Genomic DNA, 14,494 nt, shown 5'->3' with positions numbered 1-14,494 from the left:
GGCGGTGTCAGCGTGAGGTGTCGGCGTCAGCGGGTTTCCAGCGGAAGAGCCGCTTCTCGAGGAAGGTCAACAACCCTTCGGCCAGCAGCGCGACGATCGCCAGGATGACCATGGCGGCATAGACACCGGCGGCGTTGAAGGTGCCCTGGGAAGCGGCGACCAGCAGCCCGAGACCCTTGGTGGCGCCGATGTACTCGCCGACGATGGCGCCGATGAGCGCGAAGCCGAAGCTCACGTGCAGGCTGGTGAAGATCCATGACGTGGCCGAGGGGATGACCACCTGGAAGGTGACCTGGCGGTTGCTGGCCCCCAGGATGCGGGAGTTGGCGACGAGGTTGCGGTCCACCTCCCTGGCGCCCTGGAAGGCGTTGAAGAAGACGGGGAAGAACACGAGGACGACCGCGGAGGCCACCTTCGAGGCGGGGCCGAGGCCGAACCAGATCAGAAAGATCGGGGCGAGCACGATGCGCGGCAGGGCGTTGAGCACCTTGATGTACGGGCCCAGGACATCGGCGGCGAAGCGGATCCGGCCCAGCGCGATACCGAGCAGCACACCGGCGATCACGCCGATGACCCAGCCGAGCAGCGCTTCGTAGAGCGTGTACCAGATCTGCTCCCACAAGGAGCCCTGGGCGGTGCCGTCGACGACCCAGGTGCGGATCTGGTCCCAGATCTTCGACGGCATGGAGAAGTTGAACGGGTCGATGACCGCGGTCCGGGCCATCCACTCCCACAACCCGATGACCGCGAAGAGCAGTGCGATCCGGCTGCCGAGCACCAGGAACCTGCGGTTGCGGCTGGCCCGCGCTCTGGCCTGGGTCCGCTCGGTCTTGGTCACGGCGGCGCTCGCGGTGATGGAATCAGGCGACATGGAGAGCACCCCTCTCGCGGGTGATGCGAACCTCTTCGCCGAGCGAGGACCAGATCTCCCGGTAGATCTCGAGGAACCGGGGCTCCAGACGCACCTGTTCGACCTTGCGCGGGCGGGGCAGGTCGATTTCGAAGACCTCCTTGACGGTGGCCGGTCCCGCGGTCATGACCACGACTTTGTCGGCCAGCGCTATGGACTCCTCCAGGTCATGGGTGACGAAGACGACGGAGGCGCCGGTCCCGGCCCACAACTCCAGCAGTTCGTCCGACATCAGTGCCCGGGTCTGCACATCAAGTGCGGAGAAGGGCTCGTCCATGAGCAGGATCTCGGGATCGTTGACGAAGGTGGCCGCGAGCGCGACACGCTTGCGCTGCCCCCCGGACAGCTGGTGGGGATAGCGGTCCTCGAAGGAGGACAGGCCGACCCGGGCAAGCCACTCCCGGGCTCGTTCCTTCGCCTCGGGCTTCGGTACGCCCCGGAAGCGGGGACCTGCCATCACGTTGGAGAGCACGGTGCGCCAGGGGAAGACCGCATCCTGCTGGAAGACGAAGCCGACCTTGTCGCCGATGCCGCGCACCGGCTCACCGGCCACCAGCACCTCGCCCTCGGTGGGCTCCTCCAGGCCGCTGACCAGGGTCAGCGTGGTCGATTTGCCGCAGCCGGTAGGTCCCACCACGGCAACGAACTCACCGCGTCCGATCGTGAGGTCCAGATCTCGTACGGCGGTGTGGAGCGCCCCCGACGGAGTCCGGAACGCTTTGCTCGCCCCCCGCAGCTCGATGGCGGGGCTCGTTTCGCTGTTCATGGGGCGGGACGCTAGGCGCGTCCCGGCCACGGCGGCACCCTTGCGCTCACAACTCCGGCTTCTGCCCATAACCCGCGGTTCTGCTCGTTCTGCTCACGCTCACAGCACGAAAGCGCTACGAGGACTAGTCAGAGGCGGCAGCGGCGTTTACGTTGCGTTCACACAAGGCAAAACGGAGCTTCGGGTTCCAAGCTGGCGGAAGGGCAGAGGACGAACGCATGCGGATTCACTGGCCCCGCCGTGTCTTCGCGCAGGTCCTGCTCACACAGGTGGCCATCACGACCGGGGTGGTCATGCTCGTCACCGGGCTCTTCCTTGCCCCGCTCAGCCACCAGCTGGACGACCAGGCGATGCGTCAGGCCCTGTCCATCGCCCAGACCACTGCCGCCGAACCCGGGCTGGTGCACCAGCTGACGAGCACCGAGCCCAGCCCCAACGGTCCGGTACAGGCCGAGGCAGAGCAGATCCGGCAGGCCACCGATGCGCTCTACATCGTGGTCATGGACACCCGCGGGGTCCGCTGGTCGCACACCGACACCCGACAGATCGGCAAGCACGTCTCCACCGATCCCAGCACGGCCCTGGCCGGCCGGGAAATCATGCAGATCGACAACGGAACCCTGGGCCGCTCAGCGCGCGCGAAGGTCCCCCTCCGCGACAGCCGCGGGACCATCGTCGGTGCCGTCTCGGTGGGCATGGCCTACGACAGCGTCCGCGAGCGCCTGCTCGGAACCATTCCCGGGCTTCTGCTCTACGCGGGGGCTGCGCTTGCCGCAGGGGTGCTTGCTGCCCTGGCCCTCTCGCGACGCCTGCAGCGCAGCACGCACGGACTGGCCTTCGCCGACATCTCAGCGCTGCTGGACGAGCGCGAGGCCATGCTGCACAGCATCCGCGAAGCAGTTCTCGCCCTCGATGCCCGGGGGCGGATCCGTCTGCTGAACGACGAGGCGCAACGCCTGCTGGAACTGACCCAGGACGCCGTCGGACGTTCGCTGGGCGAGGTGCTGCCCCCAGGCCGTGCGGCAGAGGTGCTGGCCGGGCAGGTCGACGGCGCGGACCTGCTCACCGTCTGCAGGGGACGCGTGCTGATCGCCAACCGCATGCCGACCGGTGACGGCGGCGCTGTGGTCACCCTGCGCGACCGCACCGAACTGGAGCTGCTCGGCCGCGAACTGGACTCCACGCACGGCCTTCTCGACGCGCTCCGCGCCCAGGACCACGAGCATGCCAACCGGCTCCACACCCTGCTCGGGCTGCTGGAACTCGGGAGGCACAACGCGGCGATGGAGTTCGTCGTGGAGGTGGCCCATGGTCAGCGGGCGTCGGCGGAGCAGGTCGCGGAACGCGTCAATGACCCCCTGCTGTCCGCTCTGCTGGTGGGCAAGTCGGCCATCGCGGCAGAGCGGGGCGCAACGTTGTGCATCTCCCCCGGCACCCTGCTTCCCGACGTGGTGGTGGACCCGCGCGATCTGGTGACCGTCCTGGGCAACCTGATCGACAACGCGCTGGACGTCGCTTCCGTCATCGAAGTCGAGCTCTTCGCGGAGGGCACCACAGCGGTCCTGCGGGTCAGCGACAACGGCCCTGGCGTAGCGCCCGATCTGCGCGAACAGATTTTCACCGAGGGCTGGTCCACCAAGGAGTCCCCCGCGCATCGGGGCCGTGGGCTCGGCCTGGCACTGGTACGCCGTCTCGCGGAGCGTTACGGCGGCGTGGCCCGCGTCAGTGCCAAAGCCGGCGGTGGCGCGGTCTTCACCGTTGTCCTGCCCGAGACACTCGCCGTCCGGAAGCTGACCGAAGTGGGAGAGTTTCAATGATCGACGTCCTCGTGGTGGACGACGACTTCCGTGTGGCCGAGATCAACTCGGCGTACGTGGCCAAGGTGCCCGGCTTCCGCGTCGTCTCTCGCGCGCACACCGCCGCCCAGGCACTGTCTGTGCTCGAGCGCGAGCATGTCGACCTCATACTGCTCGATCACTATCTTCCGGACGAGACGGGATTGACGCTCGTACGGCGACTTCGCCAGCGCGGCCACACGGCAGACGTGATCATGGTGACGGCCGCTCGGGATGTCACGACTGTGCAGACCGCCATGCGCTACGGCGCCCTGCAGTACCTGGTCAAGCCCTTCAGCTTCGGCGGTCTGAAGTCCAAGCTGGAGAGCTACGCTGCCCTGCGCCGCACTCTCGCAGGCGTGGGGAGCGGCCGGGGCGAGGCCGGGCAGGAGCAGGTCGACCAGATCTTCGGGGCGCTTCGTACTCCGCAGGCCGCTGCCGCGGCCGGCCTGCCCAAAGGGCACTCCGCGCCCACCGCCGACGTCATCCGCCACGTCCTGTCGGCAGCCGACGAACCGCTGTCGGCACACGAGGTCGCTGTCCGCGCCGGATTGAGCCGCTCCACGGCCCAGCGATACCTCAAGTATCTGGAGAGTGCGGGTCGCATCAGACTCAGTCTCAAGTACGGCGACACCGGCCGACCGGAACACCGCTACGCGTGGGCCAGGGCAAGCTGAGCTCCTCTAGGGCAGACGCGGCACGCTGTCGACCAGGCGACGTGTGTACGGGTGCGCGGGAGCACCCAGCACCTGTCCGGTTTCGCCCTGTTCAACAATGCGGCCGCTCTCCAGGACGGCGGTGCGTTCGCACAGCGAGGCCACTACCGACAGGTCGTGGGAGACCATGACGAGAGTCAGGCCCTGCTCCTGCTTCAACTCGTTCAGCAGGTCGACGACTTTGACCCGGGTCGTGACGTCGAGTGCGCTGACGGGTTCGTCGGCGAGCAGCACCCGCGGGTCGCACACGGTCGCGCGCGCAATCGCGATGCGCTGGCGCTGGCCGCCGGAGAACTCGTGCGGATAGCGCTCGGCGGCGTCGGCCGGGAGTCCGACCCGTTCCAGGGCTTCGGCCACCTTGGGCGCGGCCGTGCTCCGGCTGTCGATACCGAGGGAGCGCAGTGGTTCGGACACGATGCTGCCGACGCGCCGACGCGGGTCCAGCGACGAGTACGGATCCTGGAAGACACACTGCACACTGCGCCGGAAACGCCGCATCTGCTGTCGGTCGCGCGGTTTCAGCTCGTCGCCGTCGAACCGGACGGTGCCGGAGGTCGCCCGGGCGAGCCCGAGCAGCAGCCGCAGCAGAGTCGTCTTGCCCGCTCCCGATTCGCCGACGAGGGCAAGGCTGTGCCCGGTCTCGACGGTGAAGGAGATGTCCTCGACGACGGGTGCGGTGTGTCCCCGGTAGGCGAAGGAGGCTCCGTTCAGCTCCAGTACGGGCGTCATCACGCGTTCCTCAGGTCAAGAGCCGATTCCAGCTGCCGCGCGCTCGCCACCAGCGCCTTGGTGTACTCCTCACGCGGCTCCCGCACGATCGTGCGGACGTCGCCCTCCTCCACGGCGCGGCCGTCCTTCATCACCACGACGCGATCGGTGACCTTGGAGACGACTGCGAGGTCGTGGCTGACGAAGAGAACGGCCATGTCCCGTTCCCGTACGAGGGTGTCGAGCAGGTCGAGCATGTCGGACTGCACGGTGACGTCGAGCGCGGTCGTCGGCTCGTCCGCGATGAGCAGCTTCGGGTCGCATGCCAGTGCCATGGCGAGCGCGACGCGCTGCCGCTGCCCGCCGGAGATTTCGTGCGGGAAGGCGCGGGCGATGCGGTCGGGCGCGGGCAGCCGCACCTGCTCCAGCGCGTCCATGACGGCCCGCTTCAGTTCGGCGCCCCTCAGCCCTCGTCTTCTGCCCAGCGGTTCGGCGATCTGCCTGCCGACGCGCATCAGCGGATCGAGTGCGGTGAGCGGCTCCTGGAAGACGATGGCGGCGTCCCGGCCGCGTACGCCGGTGAGCCGCTTCTCGCTCGCGCCCACGATCTGGGTGCCGGCGAGTTCGACACCGCCGGTGGCCGTCATGCCGTCGGGCAGCAGGCCGAGCACGGCGAGGGTGGTCAGCGACTTCCCGGAGCCCGACTCTCCGATGAGGCCGAGTCGTTCGCCGGGTGCGATGGTCAGCGAGAGGCCGTCGACGAGCGTGCGCCCGTCTGCCGTACGGATCCCGAGGTCGCGCACGTCGAGGATGTTCATGCGCGCCTCCGTCGGGCCGCCGGGTCGAGGGTGTCGCGCAGTCCGTCGGCGATGAGGTTCACGCCGATGACGAGCAGGACGAGCAGGATGCCGGGGGCGAGCGCGCCGGCCGGGGCCGTGGTGAAGGTGGCCTGCGCCTCCTGGAGCATGCGGCCCCACGAGGCGTTGGGCGGCGGTGCTCCCAGACCCAGGTAGGACAAGCCGGCCTCGGCCAGCACCGCGAGCCCGAACTGGAGAGCCAGGTTCACCACGAGCGTCGGCCAGATGTTGGGCAGCACATGCCCGGCCACGATCCGCGGCCACGAGGTGCCGGACGTGCGCGCGGCCGTGATGTAGTCCTGCGCCAGGATCCGCTTGACCAGGATCCGCACGAGCCGTCCCACGACCGCGCTCTGCGCGAGGCCGATCGCCAGCACGGCCGACCCCAGTGTGGCCGAGTGGGCGGCGACGATGAGCATCGCCAGCAACAGCGTCGGGAAGGCAATCAGGATGTCGAGGAACGCGGAGAGCGTGTCGTCCAGCCAGCCCTGGGCGAACGCGGCCAGCACCCCCAGCGTGACGCCGACCGCGGCCGCGATGAGGACCGAGCCCAGGCCCGCCTCGAAGGCGACCCGGGAGCCGGTCATCAGCTGGGTGAACAGATCACGGCCGAGCTTGTCGGTGCCCAGCAGATGTCCCGCGCCGGGGCCCGTCAGCCGTCCGCCGGATGTGTCGTCGGCGGCGTACGGGACCCAGAGGGCCGAGACCAGCGCAAGCAGAGCGATCAGGCCGGCCAGTACGCATCCGACGCTCAAGGTGTACGAGCGCTTCGTCGACTGCTTCATCGGGTACCTCCCGAGAGCCTGCCCCGCAGCCGCGGGTCGATGATCCGCTGCACGAAGTCGGCCGCGAAGCCGATGATCAGCACCGCGAGCGTGGAGACGAACAGCACGCCCTGGATCACCGGATAGTCGTGCTGTGCGATGCCGGTCGCGAGCAGTGAGCCGAGGCCGGGAAGCGCGTACACCGACTCCACGACGACCGCGCCCAACAGTGTGGACGCCAGCTCGATGCCGAGGATCGAGATCACCGGTACCGAGGCGTTGCGCAGCCCGTGCCGCCACATGGCCTGCCCGAACGACGAGCCCAGCGCTCGCGCGGTACGCAGATAGTCGCTGTCCAGTACGTCGAGCGTGGCCGACCTGACGTAGCGGATCAGTGAGGCGCTCATCACGAGTGCGATGGTGATGACGGGCAGGGTGAGTGAGCGGATCGCCTCGGACGGCTGGGACCAGCCGTCCTGCGGGAAGCCGCCCGCGGGAAGCCAGCCGGCGTTCAGGGCGAACACGGCGATGAGAATCATCCCGAGCCAGAACACGGGCACGGCGATGCCCAGTTGGGAGACTCCACTGAGCAGCGCGCCGTACCAGGTCCCGCGCCGGTGCGCAGCCACGAAGCCGACCGGGACGGCGATGAGGACTGCCAGGACGAACGCGGCGAGCGTGAGCGGGATGGTGACGTTCAGCCGCGAGCCGACCTCGGGCGCGACCGGCAGCGAGCTGACGAACGACGTACCGAGGTCACCGCTCGCCAACTGCCCGATCCAGTGCACGAACTGTTCGGGCAGCGGCTTGTCTGAGCCGATGGAGTGCCGCGCCGCCGCTATCTGCTCGGGGCTGGCGCCCACCGAGGTGAGCGCGTTGGCGGGGTCGCCCGGCAGCATCCGCAGCAGCACGAACAGGACCACGCTCGCGAGCGCCAGCGACACCAGCAGGAAGGCGAGACGGCGCAGGAGATACCGCGCCATCAGCCCTTCTCGATGTCGTAGGCGAAGAACTGCGAGTTGAGTCCGTTGACCGGGTACCCCGAGAGCTTGCTGTTCGCCACGACGATCTGCGGGTACAGGTACAGCCAGTCGCTGGCCGCGTCCTCGGCGGTCCGGCGGTTGACCTTCTTCAGCAGCTCGGTCTGCTCAGCCGTGCCGGAGGCCTGCTCGGCCTGTTCGACCCACTTCGTGACCTGCTTGTTGTCGTAGCCCCAGTAGAAGTCGGGGTTGCCGTACCAGACCAGGTCGCGGTCGTTGACGTGTTCCTGGAGCGTGGCCGTGAAGTCGTGGTTCTTGTAGACCTTCGTGTACCACTCGTCCGGCGTGATCGTGTTGATCTTGACAGTGATGCCGACCTTGGCGAGCTGCGACTTGATGAAGGTCGCCGCGGTCGGGTGCGGGTCGTAGTTCGGGGTGTCGAGGGTGAAGGTGAAGCCGTTCTGGTATCCGGCCTCGTCGAGCAGCTTCTTGGCGCGCGCGGTGTCGTAGCCGTTGACCTTGGTGAGGTCCTCGTACCAGGGGTCGGTGGGCGGCACCATCGAGCCGATGAGCTTGCCGTAGCCGCCCCAGACCGACTCCAGGAGCTTCTTGTCGTCGATGGCGGCGGAGACGGCCTGGCGGACCTTGACGTCCGTGAACGGCTTGGCCTTGTCGTTGAAGGCGAGGAGCAGCTTGGTCGTCGAATCGCCGTTGTTGACCTTGTAGTTCTGGTTGCTCTTGAACTGGTCGAGGGCGTCGGGCGACTGCTCGCTCGTGACGACGTCCACGGCGTTGGTCAGGAGCGCGTTGTTCAGTGCGGTCGCGTCCTTGTAGTAGTGGAAGACGACCTGCTTGTTCTTGGCAGCTTCACCCCAGTAGCCGGCGAACCGGTCGAGGCTGAGAGCGGAGCCGTGGGTCCACTTGTCCAGCCGGTACGGGCCGGTGCCGTCCTCGCTCGTCTTGAGGCCCTCCGCCGCGGAGTTGATGATCCACACGTAGGAGAGGTTGTAGACGAAGGAGATCGACTTCTTCGACAGGTGGACCTTCACCGTGCGCGCGTCCGGTGTCTCGAAGGACTTGATGACCTCGAGATTGCTCTTGCGCGCGGACTGCGAGTCCTTGGTGATCACCTTCTCCAGGCTGTACTTGACGTCCTGGCTGGTGAGTTTCTTGCCGCTGTGGAACTTCACGCCGTCGCGGAGGGTGAAGGTGTACGTGAGTCCGTCGTCACTGACCTTGTAGTCCTGGGCGAGCAGGTTCTCGACCTTGCCGTCGTCGGTGAGCTTGAACAAACCCTCGTACACATTGCCGTTGAGCGCCTCGGTGACGCCCTGACCACCGCCCGCGGTGTTGTCGAGATTCTGCGGCTCGTAGAGCGAACCGATGTTGACCGTGGCGTTCTTGTCGTACGCCCCTCCCGCGGCGCCGCCCCCGTTGGAGCCCCCGCCGCAGGCGGTGAGGGTCAGGGCGAGGGCAGCGGCGGTGGCGCCGCCGTACAGGGAGGTCTTCTTGATGCTCATCAGGAGAATGCGCTTTCGTGCTGCGAGGCGGGAGTGCGAGGGGGGTGATCAGTGCTGCGCGAGGAAGCCGTCGCGGAAGACGGGGCGCTTCTCACCGGCCTCGACGGGCAGGTGGAAACGGTTCTGCCGCGGCGGCATCGGACAGTTGTACTGGTCGGAGAATCCGCAGGGCGGCACAAAGGCGCGGTTGAAGTCGAGAAGGACACGGCCTTCGCCGACGTGGGTGACGAAGAGGAAGCGCCCGGCGCCGTAGGTGGTGTCGCCGTTGGTGGGGTCACCGAAGACGAGCAGCAGGGTGCCGTCGTCGTCGAAGGCGCTCAGCGTGTAGTCCCGGCCGTCCAGGGTGAGCACGATGTCTCCGGGCACGGCGAGGTCACGGGTGCCGCCGTTGTCCCGGATGTGCTCGAACCCGACCCGCCGGGCACCGGGCACCGGGGTGTACGAAGCCTCCAGCACCCAGGCCGGGTCGTACGGGAAGACATCGGTGTGATCGAAGTTCTGGATCGCGGGCGACTGCGCGTCCCAAAAGCGCAGACCGTGCTCGGGACCCCCGGTGACGAAGTCGGTGCGCTCGACTGTGGTGACCGTCACCGTCTCCGGCTGTCCGGCACGGGCCGCATCGAGGTCGGGGCGCTCACCGGCGGGGGCCCAGCGGGTCTCGACGAGAGCGAGGTTCCCCGCGGGCGAAGTGACCGAGCGGCGCCGCTCGGCGCGCCATGCCTCCCAGTCCGCGGCGGGGTCGGTCGGCTGATCCGGGACGGCGGCGTGGGACACGGCTTTACTCATTCACGTAGAAGATCGCTGGCTGCCACACGTCGAATGTCACACTGCGTGAAGTTCAGCCCAAAGGACCTTCTTTATCTTCCATAAGGCGAGCTAATGTCAAATTGGACTGCATAGTGAGACCGGGGCGGGAGCCGCAGGTCAGCCTGGCCATCGGCAGGCAGGCATCGAATCCGAACCGCTGTCGATGTCACAGTCGCCCCCGGCCGACCGAATCGACAGCGCGCGCACACCGAGGGTGACCTGAGCCCCGCCCTCGTCGATGCCGAACATGCCCGCCGCCCGCCGTCGTCTCCGCGTCCCTCCAACCGGGTCCCGCCATCCCCTGCGGCGCGGCCGGATGCGGCCTCGCCTCCGTCCGGCGTTCCTGCCGATGCGAATCACACCATCATCTGACTCACCATCAAGAAGCTTGCTGCGGAACTCCTTGGAGGCAGGAGCAGCGTTCGGCGCGCGCGACTGCTCGCATGGGCCGGGAACGCAGGCAACGGGGTACGAGCGCAACGAGAGGCGGTCCCCGCCAGGGAGACACGCCTTTCGACGGGTGTCAGGCATGCCGTCACCGCCGGTTCGCAGCCTGGCGCGCATCTCGTACCGCGCGAATCGCCCGCCGGGCCGGTGGACGCATGTCGGCGATGCTCGGCATGCGGCGTGCGGCCTGCCGGAGCACGCTGGTCCTGAGGCTGCTTGTCTCCTCGACCGGCAGCCTGCCAGGAAAGGGGTGGCAGCCATGTTCGCGAGGCTGAGCACCTATCAGGGTTCACCGGTTCCCGCGGAGGGAAACCTGACCGCGAACTGGGAAGCGATTCTCGAGCAGATCCGAAAGGATTCCGGCTTCCGGGGCGTGTACTACCTCGTCGACCGAGCCTCCGGGAAGGCCACGTCCCTGACGCTGTGGGATGACGAGCAGGCCATGCAGGCCAGCGAGGGCCGGGCCACCCGGCTCCGCGAGGAAGTCGCCCACAGGGAAGGCCAACGGATTGTCTCGGTCGAGCGCTTCGAGGTGGGATTCGGCCACGTGGAGCCGTAGCGGTCAGCGGTCCGGATGTCGACCGCGCCGCACAGTCGCCGGGCCGACACTCACGGGCGACGGCCCATGACAGGTTGCGCGAGCGCCCGGATCCGTGCCCTGCCACCGCCGATTCGGGATCCACTCCTTCGCCGATACATCCGGGGAGCGACGCTGAGCCATTCGTGTTGTGATCGAAGACGGAGGGGAAATGCTGTCGAGGACGGAGGAAATCATGGCTGCCAAGCTGCGAGCGCGAGACATCATGTCCAGTGGCGTACAGTGCGTCGGCGCGCACCAGTCACTGCTCGATGTGGCGACAATGATGCGCGATCTCAACGTCGGTTGCCTGCCCATCTGCGGCGACAACAACAGGCTCACCGGCTTGATCACCGACCGTGACATCGTCATCACGTGTTGCGCCGAGGGCGTCGACCCAGCGACCGTGCAGGCCGGGTCCCTCAGCGCCAAGGTCCATTGGATCGATGCCGAAGCGGATGCCTCCGAGGTCCTGACGACCATGGAGGAACATCAGATCAAGCGGCTGCCGGTGATCGATGTCCAGGGCGGCCACCGCTTGGTCGGCATGATCACGGAGGCCAATCTCGCGAAGAACCTGAGCGACGCACAGATCGCCGAGTTCGCGAGCCGCGTGTACGCGACCGCTTAGACGTCCGGTCAGTAGGACTGTCCGACGGTGGCGTCGGCGAGCACGGAGCCGTCAGCGGTGAGCAGGCGGACGCTGGTGACCGGCGCCGTGCCGGCGGGGTAGGGCGCGCCCCAGGCGCCGTAGCCCTCCTTGCTGAGGTTGAAGGAACCGACCTGGACGGTGGAGCCATCGGCTCGTTGCACCTCGCACCGGACGGTGCCGGAGTGTCCTTCGGCGTCCACTGCCATGTACAGCCAGGGCGAGGCTCCGGTGTAGAGGAAAACCTGCCCGCGCGACTCGCCCCCGTGGGCGAGTCGGGCGGTGAGCAGCTGCGGCTGCACCGGAGAGACGATCGGCGCGACCGGGGCGGGACGGCCGACGGATGCGCCGAGCACCCAACCACCGCCACCCAGGGCAAGGCCCGCCGCGGCTGCGGCCGCAGCGAGGGCGAAGCGACGCCACCGTACGCGCCGGAGCGGTCGTCGCCCGGAGGGCAGTCCCAGCCGGTCGATCACCCTGTCCTCGAAGCCGACCGGCGGTTCGCTTCCCGGGACAAGATCCAGCAGTGCATCCGCCGTGACCACCAGCTCGTGGATGTATTCGCGGCAGGCGGGACAGTGCTCCAGGTGGTCCATCGCCCCGGCCCGCTCCTTGGCGGGCAGAACGCCGAGCGCCAGCTCCGCACCGATCTCCCGGAGCTGCTCACAGGTGAATCCACGGGCATCAGTCATCGTGGTCCGCCTGCCTGGTTGCGAGGGACGCGCGGAGCTTTCCCATGGCTGCCCTGATCCGGGTCTTGGCGGTACCGAGCGGGATCTTCTCGAAATCGGCGACCTGCTGAGCCGTCATCCCGTAGATGCCGGCCATCACCAGAGCACGTGCCTGATCGCGCGGCAGCGCGGCAACCGCTCGACGTAGTTCCGCTGCGGCTTCGGCGGAGAGCGCCTGCCGCTCCGGCGTGCTGGTGACGGTCTCCATCATGTTCTCCAGGTCTGTGGGGTCGACTGGAGTGGTCTTGCGGGCACGTACGGCGTCGATCGCAAGGTTATGTGCGATGGCCGCCAGCCAGGTGGGCACCGATCCCCGGCGCGGGTCGTAGACCTGAGCGTGTCGGCAGGCGCGCTCAAAGGTCTGCTGCGCGATGTCCTCGGCGAGCTGGATGTCTCCGACCACAGCGACGGCCACGCCGAAAACCCGGCGCTGGAACCGCCGAACGAAGGCCACGGCGACCTCGGGATCGCCGGTCATGAGGCCGGCCAGCAGCGCTTCGTCGGGCACCCGCTCCAGGGGAATGCCAATCCTGCGCATACTCCCTACGTAACACGAGCCCCCAGGGATTGCCTCCGCCCGGCAACCCTCGGCGCTGCCGGAGAACTGGGACAGAGCCCGCGTCGCGGTCCATGTACTGGAGCCTCCTGGCGCGAACGCGCCACGCCGACTCGCCCGGACCGGGCCGATCATGAACCCTTGGCCCGGCAGCACCGTAGGTAACACAGGCACGCTCTTACGAATGACAGTGGCCGACCGGTCCCAGAACCGGAAGGCTGGGCGGGCACCGGAAGCGCCCCGGCGTGGCCCGGTCCGCAGCCCCTGCGAGAAGCACGGCGGCGTCGGCCGCCTCAGACCCCTGGAGTCGTGATGACGTCTCGCACGACCCACCTCGCACTGCGCGGGACCGCGGCGTTCTGCGCCCTGGCCAATGCGGTGATCCATCTCTCGCTGGTCCCCTCCCACCTGGAGGAGATGCCCTACATCGGCGTCCTGTTCCTGGTCGGCAGCGTGGTGATGCTCTGCGTCGCCGCGGGACTCGTCCTTCAGAGGCAACCGGTCGGCGTCTGGCTCATCGGGGCAGCTACCAGCATGGGCATGATCATCGGATTCCTGCTGTCCCGCACCGTCGGGTTGCCGGACTATCGCGAAGCCGGCTGGGAGCCACCGTACGGCGTCCTGTCCCTGCTGGTGGAAGGCATCTTCGTTCTCACCTTTCTGGCCTGGCTCAAGGAGGGCGGCGCCGGGCGGGTTGCGGATCTGCGACTCCGAGAAGCTCCCCGCATGAAGGCTCCGCCGGCGCGCTTGCCGTAAACGGGGACACGGCCCCGCTTCGTCACCTCCGACGCCTTCACGGAGTCCGCTCGCGCACGTACAGGTGTGCACATTTCTGCCACTTTGCGAAGTTGTTACCTGTGCGGGTGGTGCACCCCTGAACGCGGTCGTAGCGTCGATACCGGAACAACCGTTGAGAAGGGGCCGGCAGCGCCGTCCAGTGTCTGCTCCGAAGTCGCGGATCGCACCCCGGGGCGGACCAGGCGGTACAAGTAGGCCAGATGGGCTCGGAGAGAGACGGCTGGGAGCGGACATGCAGAGACACAAGCTGAAGGCAGCGGTATTGATCTGTGCCGCGGCATCGCTCGCAACAGCGGTCGCACCGGCATCCGCTTCCACAAGGACACGGTCACCCGCCGACGTGGTGATCGTCGACTGCTTCTCGCATCCTCAAGTACGCCCGAACGAGTTCTTGATCGCCTGCGGGGATGGCAACAGCATCCTCACCGCACTGCGGTGGTCGGACTGGAAACCGAATTTCGCCGCGGGCCGCGGGCTCAACGTGGTGAACGACTGCCAGCCGTACTGCGCCGCGGGCACGTTCCACCCCTACCCCGTGACCGTCAGGCTCGACCGCTCGGAGCCGCTGAACAAGAATCCTCACCAACGGCACTACACCCAGCTCCGCCTCGTCTTCACCGACAGCAGGCCCTCGGAGATGCCCAGAGTCGTGACATACCGGCTCTGGAACTGACGCCCCATCCCCTGACCGGCCATCGGCCATGGCGCCTCTCGGACACGCCCCGAGGGGCGCCTTCCCGTTTCATCGGCGTGCCCCCTCTCCGGAGCCAACAGCCCTCTAGGGCGTGTTTCGAAAGTAGCGTCGTCCGCCCGTAGGGCGGGCCAGGCGGCGTCTGGTGCGTGCGATCGCAAGGCGGAGGGTCGCCCCGATAC

General features: G+C 67.9%; 16 protein-coding genes. 6 read left to right on the top strand and 10 right to left on the bottom strand.

The window, feature by feature from the left end:
• Positions 1-7: 7 nt before the first annotated feature.
• Positions 8-871 carry an ABC transporter permease gene (locus AB0915_RS17755; RefSeq protein ID WP_366691962.1) on the bottom strand — a complete coding sequence of 288 codons (864 nt, stop codon included), beginning with the start codon at positions 869-871 and terminating at the stop codon, positions 8-10.
• Positions 861-1,676 (bottom strand): ABC transporter ATP-binding protein, encoded by an 816-nt coding sequence (locus AB0915_RS17750; RefSeq protein ID WP_037693453.1) that lies wholly within the window; start codon positions 1,674-1,676, stop codon positions 861-863. The genes AB0915_RS17755 and AB0915_RS17750 overlap by 11 nt, the downstream gene beginning before the upstream one ends.
• 218 nt (positions 1,677-1,894) lie before the next feature.
• Between AB0915_RS17750 and AB0915_RS17745 the strand changes: the two genes are divergently transcribed.
• Positions 1,895-3,493 (top strand): sensor histidine kinase, encoded by a 1,599-nt coding sequence (locus AB0915_RS17745; RefSeq protein ID WP_366691961.1) that lies wholly within the window; start codon positions 1,895-1,897, stop codon positions 3,491-3,493.
• Positions 3,490-4,188 (top strand): response regulator, encoded by a 699-nt coding sequence (locus tag AB0915_RS17740; RefSeq protein ID WP_366691960.1) that lies wholly within the window; start codon positions 3,490-3,492, stop codon positions 4,186-4,188. Before AB0915_RS17745 ends, AB0915_RS17740 begins: the two co-directional genes overlap by 4 nt.
• A gap of 6 nt (positions 4,189-4,194) precedes the next feature.
• Here the strand turns inward: AB0915_RS17740 and AB0915_RS17735 are convergent, their stop codons facing one another.
• The 6 genes from AB0915_RS17735 to AB0915_RS17710 are packed head-to-tail and all read right to left on the bottom strand — an operon-like array spanning position 4,195 to position 9,842.
• On the bottom strand, positions 4,195-4,956 hold the full coding sequence (locus AB0915_RS17735; RefSeq protein WP_366691959.1) for an ABC transporter ATP-binding protein: 762 nt from the start codon (positions 4,954-4,956) through the stop codon (positions 4,195-4,197).
• Positions 4,956-5,753 carry an ABC transporter ATP-binding protein gene (locus AB0915_RS17730; protein WP_366691958.1) on the bottom strand — a complete coding sequence of 266 codons (798 nt, stop codon included), beginning with the start codon at positions 5,751-5,753 and terminating at the stop codon, positions 4,956-4,958. Before AB0915_RS17730 ends, AB0915_RS17735 begins: the two co-directional genes overlap by 1 nt.
• A complete protein-coding gene (locus AB0915_RS17725) occupies positions 5,750-6,577 on the bottom strand; it encodes an ABC transporter permease (RefSeq protein ID WP_366691957.1) in 828 nt (275 codons plus the stop codon). The genes AB0915_RS17730 and AB0915_RS17725 overlap by 4 nt, the downstream gene beginning before the upstream one ends.
• On the bottom strand, positions 6,574-7,539 hold the full coding sequence (locus tag AB0915_RS17720) for an ABC transporter permease (RefSeq protein ID WP_366691956.1): 966 nt from the start codon (positions 7,537-7,539) through the stop codon (positions 6,574-6,576). Before AB0915_RS17720 ends, AB0915_RS17725 begins: the two co-directional genes overlap by 4 nt.
• A complete protein-coding gene (locus tag AB0915_RS17715; RefSeq protein ID WP_366691955.1) occupies positions 7,539-9,056 on the bottom strand; it encodes an ABC transporter substrate-binding protein in 1,518 nt (505 codons plus the stop codon). Before AB0915_RS17715 ends, AB0915_RS17720 begins: the two co-directional genes overlap by 1 nt.
• Positions 9,057-9,104: 48 nt before the next feature.
• Complete coding sequence (locus tag AB0915_RS17710) at positions 9,105-9,842, bottom strand: DUF1684 domain-containing protein (protein ID WP_366691954.1); 738 nt, start codon at positions 9,840-9,842, stop codon at positions 9,105-9,107.
• A gap of 727 nt (positions 9,843-10,569) precedes the next feature.
• On the opposite strand from AB0915_RS17710, the gene AB0915_RS17705 reads away from it, so the two are divergent.
• Entirely contained in the window at positions 10,570-10,869 is a 300-nt protein-coding gene (locus AB0915_RS17705) for a hypothetical protein (RefSeq protein WP_366691953.1), read from the top strand.
• Between the two features lie 214 nt (positions 10,870-11,083).
• On the top strand, positions 11,084-11,518 hold the full coding sequence (locus AB0915_RS17700) for a CBS domain-containing protein (RefSeq protein ID WP_366691952.1): 435 nt from the start codon (positions 11,084-11,086) through the stop codon (positions 11,516-11,518).
• Between the two features lie 8 nt (positions 11,519-11,526).
• On the opposite strand, the gene AB0915_RS17695 is transcribed toward AB0915_RS17700, so the two are convergent.
• A complete protein-coding gene (locus AB0915_RS17695; RefSeq protein ID WP_366691951.1) occupies positions 11,527-12,228 on the bottom strand; it encodes a hypothetical protein in 702 nt (233 codons plus the stop codon).
• Positions 12,221-12,805, bottom strand: a complete 585-nt coding sequence (locus tag AB0915_RS17690; protein ID WP_366691950.1) for an RNA polymerase sigma factor — start codon at positions 12,803-12,805, stop codon at positions 12,221-12,223. The genes AB0915_RS17695 and AB0915_RS17690 overlap by 8 nt, the downstream gene beginning before the upstream one ends.
• 330 nt (positions 12,806-13,135) lie before the next feature.
• On the opposite strand from AB0915_RS17690, the gene AB0915_RS17685 reads away from it, so the two are divergent.
• Together AB0915_RS17685 and AB0915_RS17680 are read left to right on the top strand one after the other, a co-directional pair.
• A complete protein-coding gene (locus tag AB0915_RS17685; protein ID WP_366691949.1) occupies positions 13,136-13,579 on the top strand; it encodes a hypothetical protein in 444 nt (147 codons plus the stop codon).
• Positions 13,580-13,853: 274 nt separating this feature from the next.
• The gene (locus AB0915_RS17680) at positions 13,854-14,294 is read left to right on the top strand and encodes a hypothetical protein (protein WP_366691948.1); all 441 of its coding nucleotides are present in this window, start codon (positions 13,854-13,856) and stop codon (positions 14,292-14,294) included.
• Positions 14,295-14,494: the final 200 nt, after the last annotated feature.

The organism is Streptomyces sp. NPDC048411 (assembly GCF_040704695.1).
Classification (GTDB): domain Bacteria; phylum Actinomycetota; class Actinomycetes; order Streptomycetales; family Streptomycetaceae; genus Streptomyces.
This window is presented reverse-complemented; position numbering and strand designations above follow the sequence as displayed.

Excerpts from the sequence above, each read along its gene's own strand:
- AB0915_RS17755 (WP_366691962.1), bottom strand. The coding sequence starts at position 871 with ATGTCGCCTGATTCCATCACCGCGAGCGCCGCCGTGACCAAGACCGAG.
- AB0915_RS17750 (WP_037693453.1), bottom strand. The coding sequence starts at position 1,676 with ATGAACAGCGAAACGAGCCCCGCCATCGAGCTGCGGGGGGCGAGCAAA.
- AB0915_RS17745 (WP_366691961.1), top strand. The coding sequence starts at position 1,895 with ATGCGGATTCACTGGCCCCGCCGTGTCTTCGCGCAGGTCCTGCTCACA.
- AB0915_RS17740 (WP_366691960.1), top strand. The coding sequence starts at position 3,490 with ATGATCGACGTCCTCGTGGTGGACGACGACTTCCGTGTGGCCGAGATC.
- AB0915_RS17735 (WP_366691959.1), bottom strand. The coding sequence starts at position 4,956 with ATGACGCCCGTACTGGAGCTGAACGGAGCCTCCTTCGCCTACCGGGGA.
- AB0915_RS17730 (WP_366691958.1), bottom strand. The coding sequence starts at position 5,753 with ATGAACATCCTCGACGTGCGCGACCTCGGGATCCGTACGGCAGACGGG.
- AB0915_RS17725 (WP_366691957.1), bottom strand. The coding sequence starts at position 6,577 with ATGAAGCAGTCGACGAAGCGCTCGTACACCTTGAGCGTCGGATGCGTA.
- AB0915_RS17720 (WP_366691956.1), bottom strand. The coding sequence starts at position 7,539 with ATGGCGCGGTATCTCCTGCGCCGTCTCGCCTTCCTGCTGGTGTCGCTG.
- AB0915_RS17715 (WP_366691955.1), bottom strand. The coding sequence starts at position 9,056 with ATGAGCATCAAGAAGACCTCCCTGTACGGCGGCGCCACCGCCGCTGCC.
- AB0915_RS17710 (WP_366691954.1), bottom strand. The coding sequence starts at position 9,842 with ATGAGTAAAGCCGTGTCCCACGCCGCCGTCCCGGATCAGCCGACCGAC.
- AB0915_RS17705 (WP_366691953.1), top strand. The coding sequence starts at position 10,570 with ATGTTCGCGAGGCTGAGCACCTATCAGGGTTCACCGGTTCCCGCGGAG.
- AB0915_RS17700 (WP_366691952.1), top strand. The coding sequence starts at position 11,084 with ATGGCTGCCAAGCTGCGAGCGCGAGACATCATGTCCAGTGGCGTACAG.
- AB0915_RS17695 (WP_366691951.1), bottom strand. The coding sequence starts at position 12,228 with ATGACTGATGCCCGTGGATTCACCTGTGAGCAGCTCCGGGAGATCGGT.
- AB0915_RS17690 (WP_366691950.1), bottom strand. The coding sequence starts at position 12,805 with ATGCGCAGGATTGGCATTCCCCTGGAGCGGGTGCCCGACGAAGCGCTG.
- AB0915_RS17685 (WP_366691949.1), top strand. The coding sequence starts at position 13,136 with ATGACGTCTCGCACGACCCACCTCGCACTGCGCGGGACCGCGGCGTTC.
- AB0915_RS17680 (WP_366691948.1), top strand. The coding sequence starts at position 13,854 with ATGCAGAGACACAAGCTGAAGGCAGCGGTATTGATCTGTGCCGCGGCA.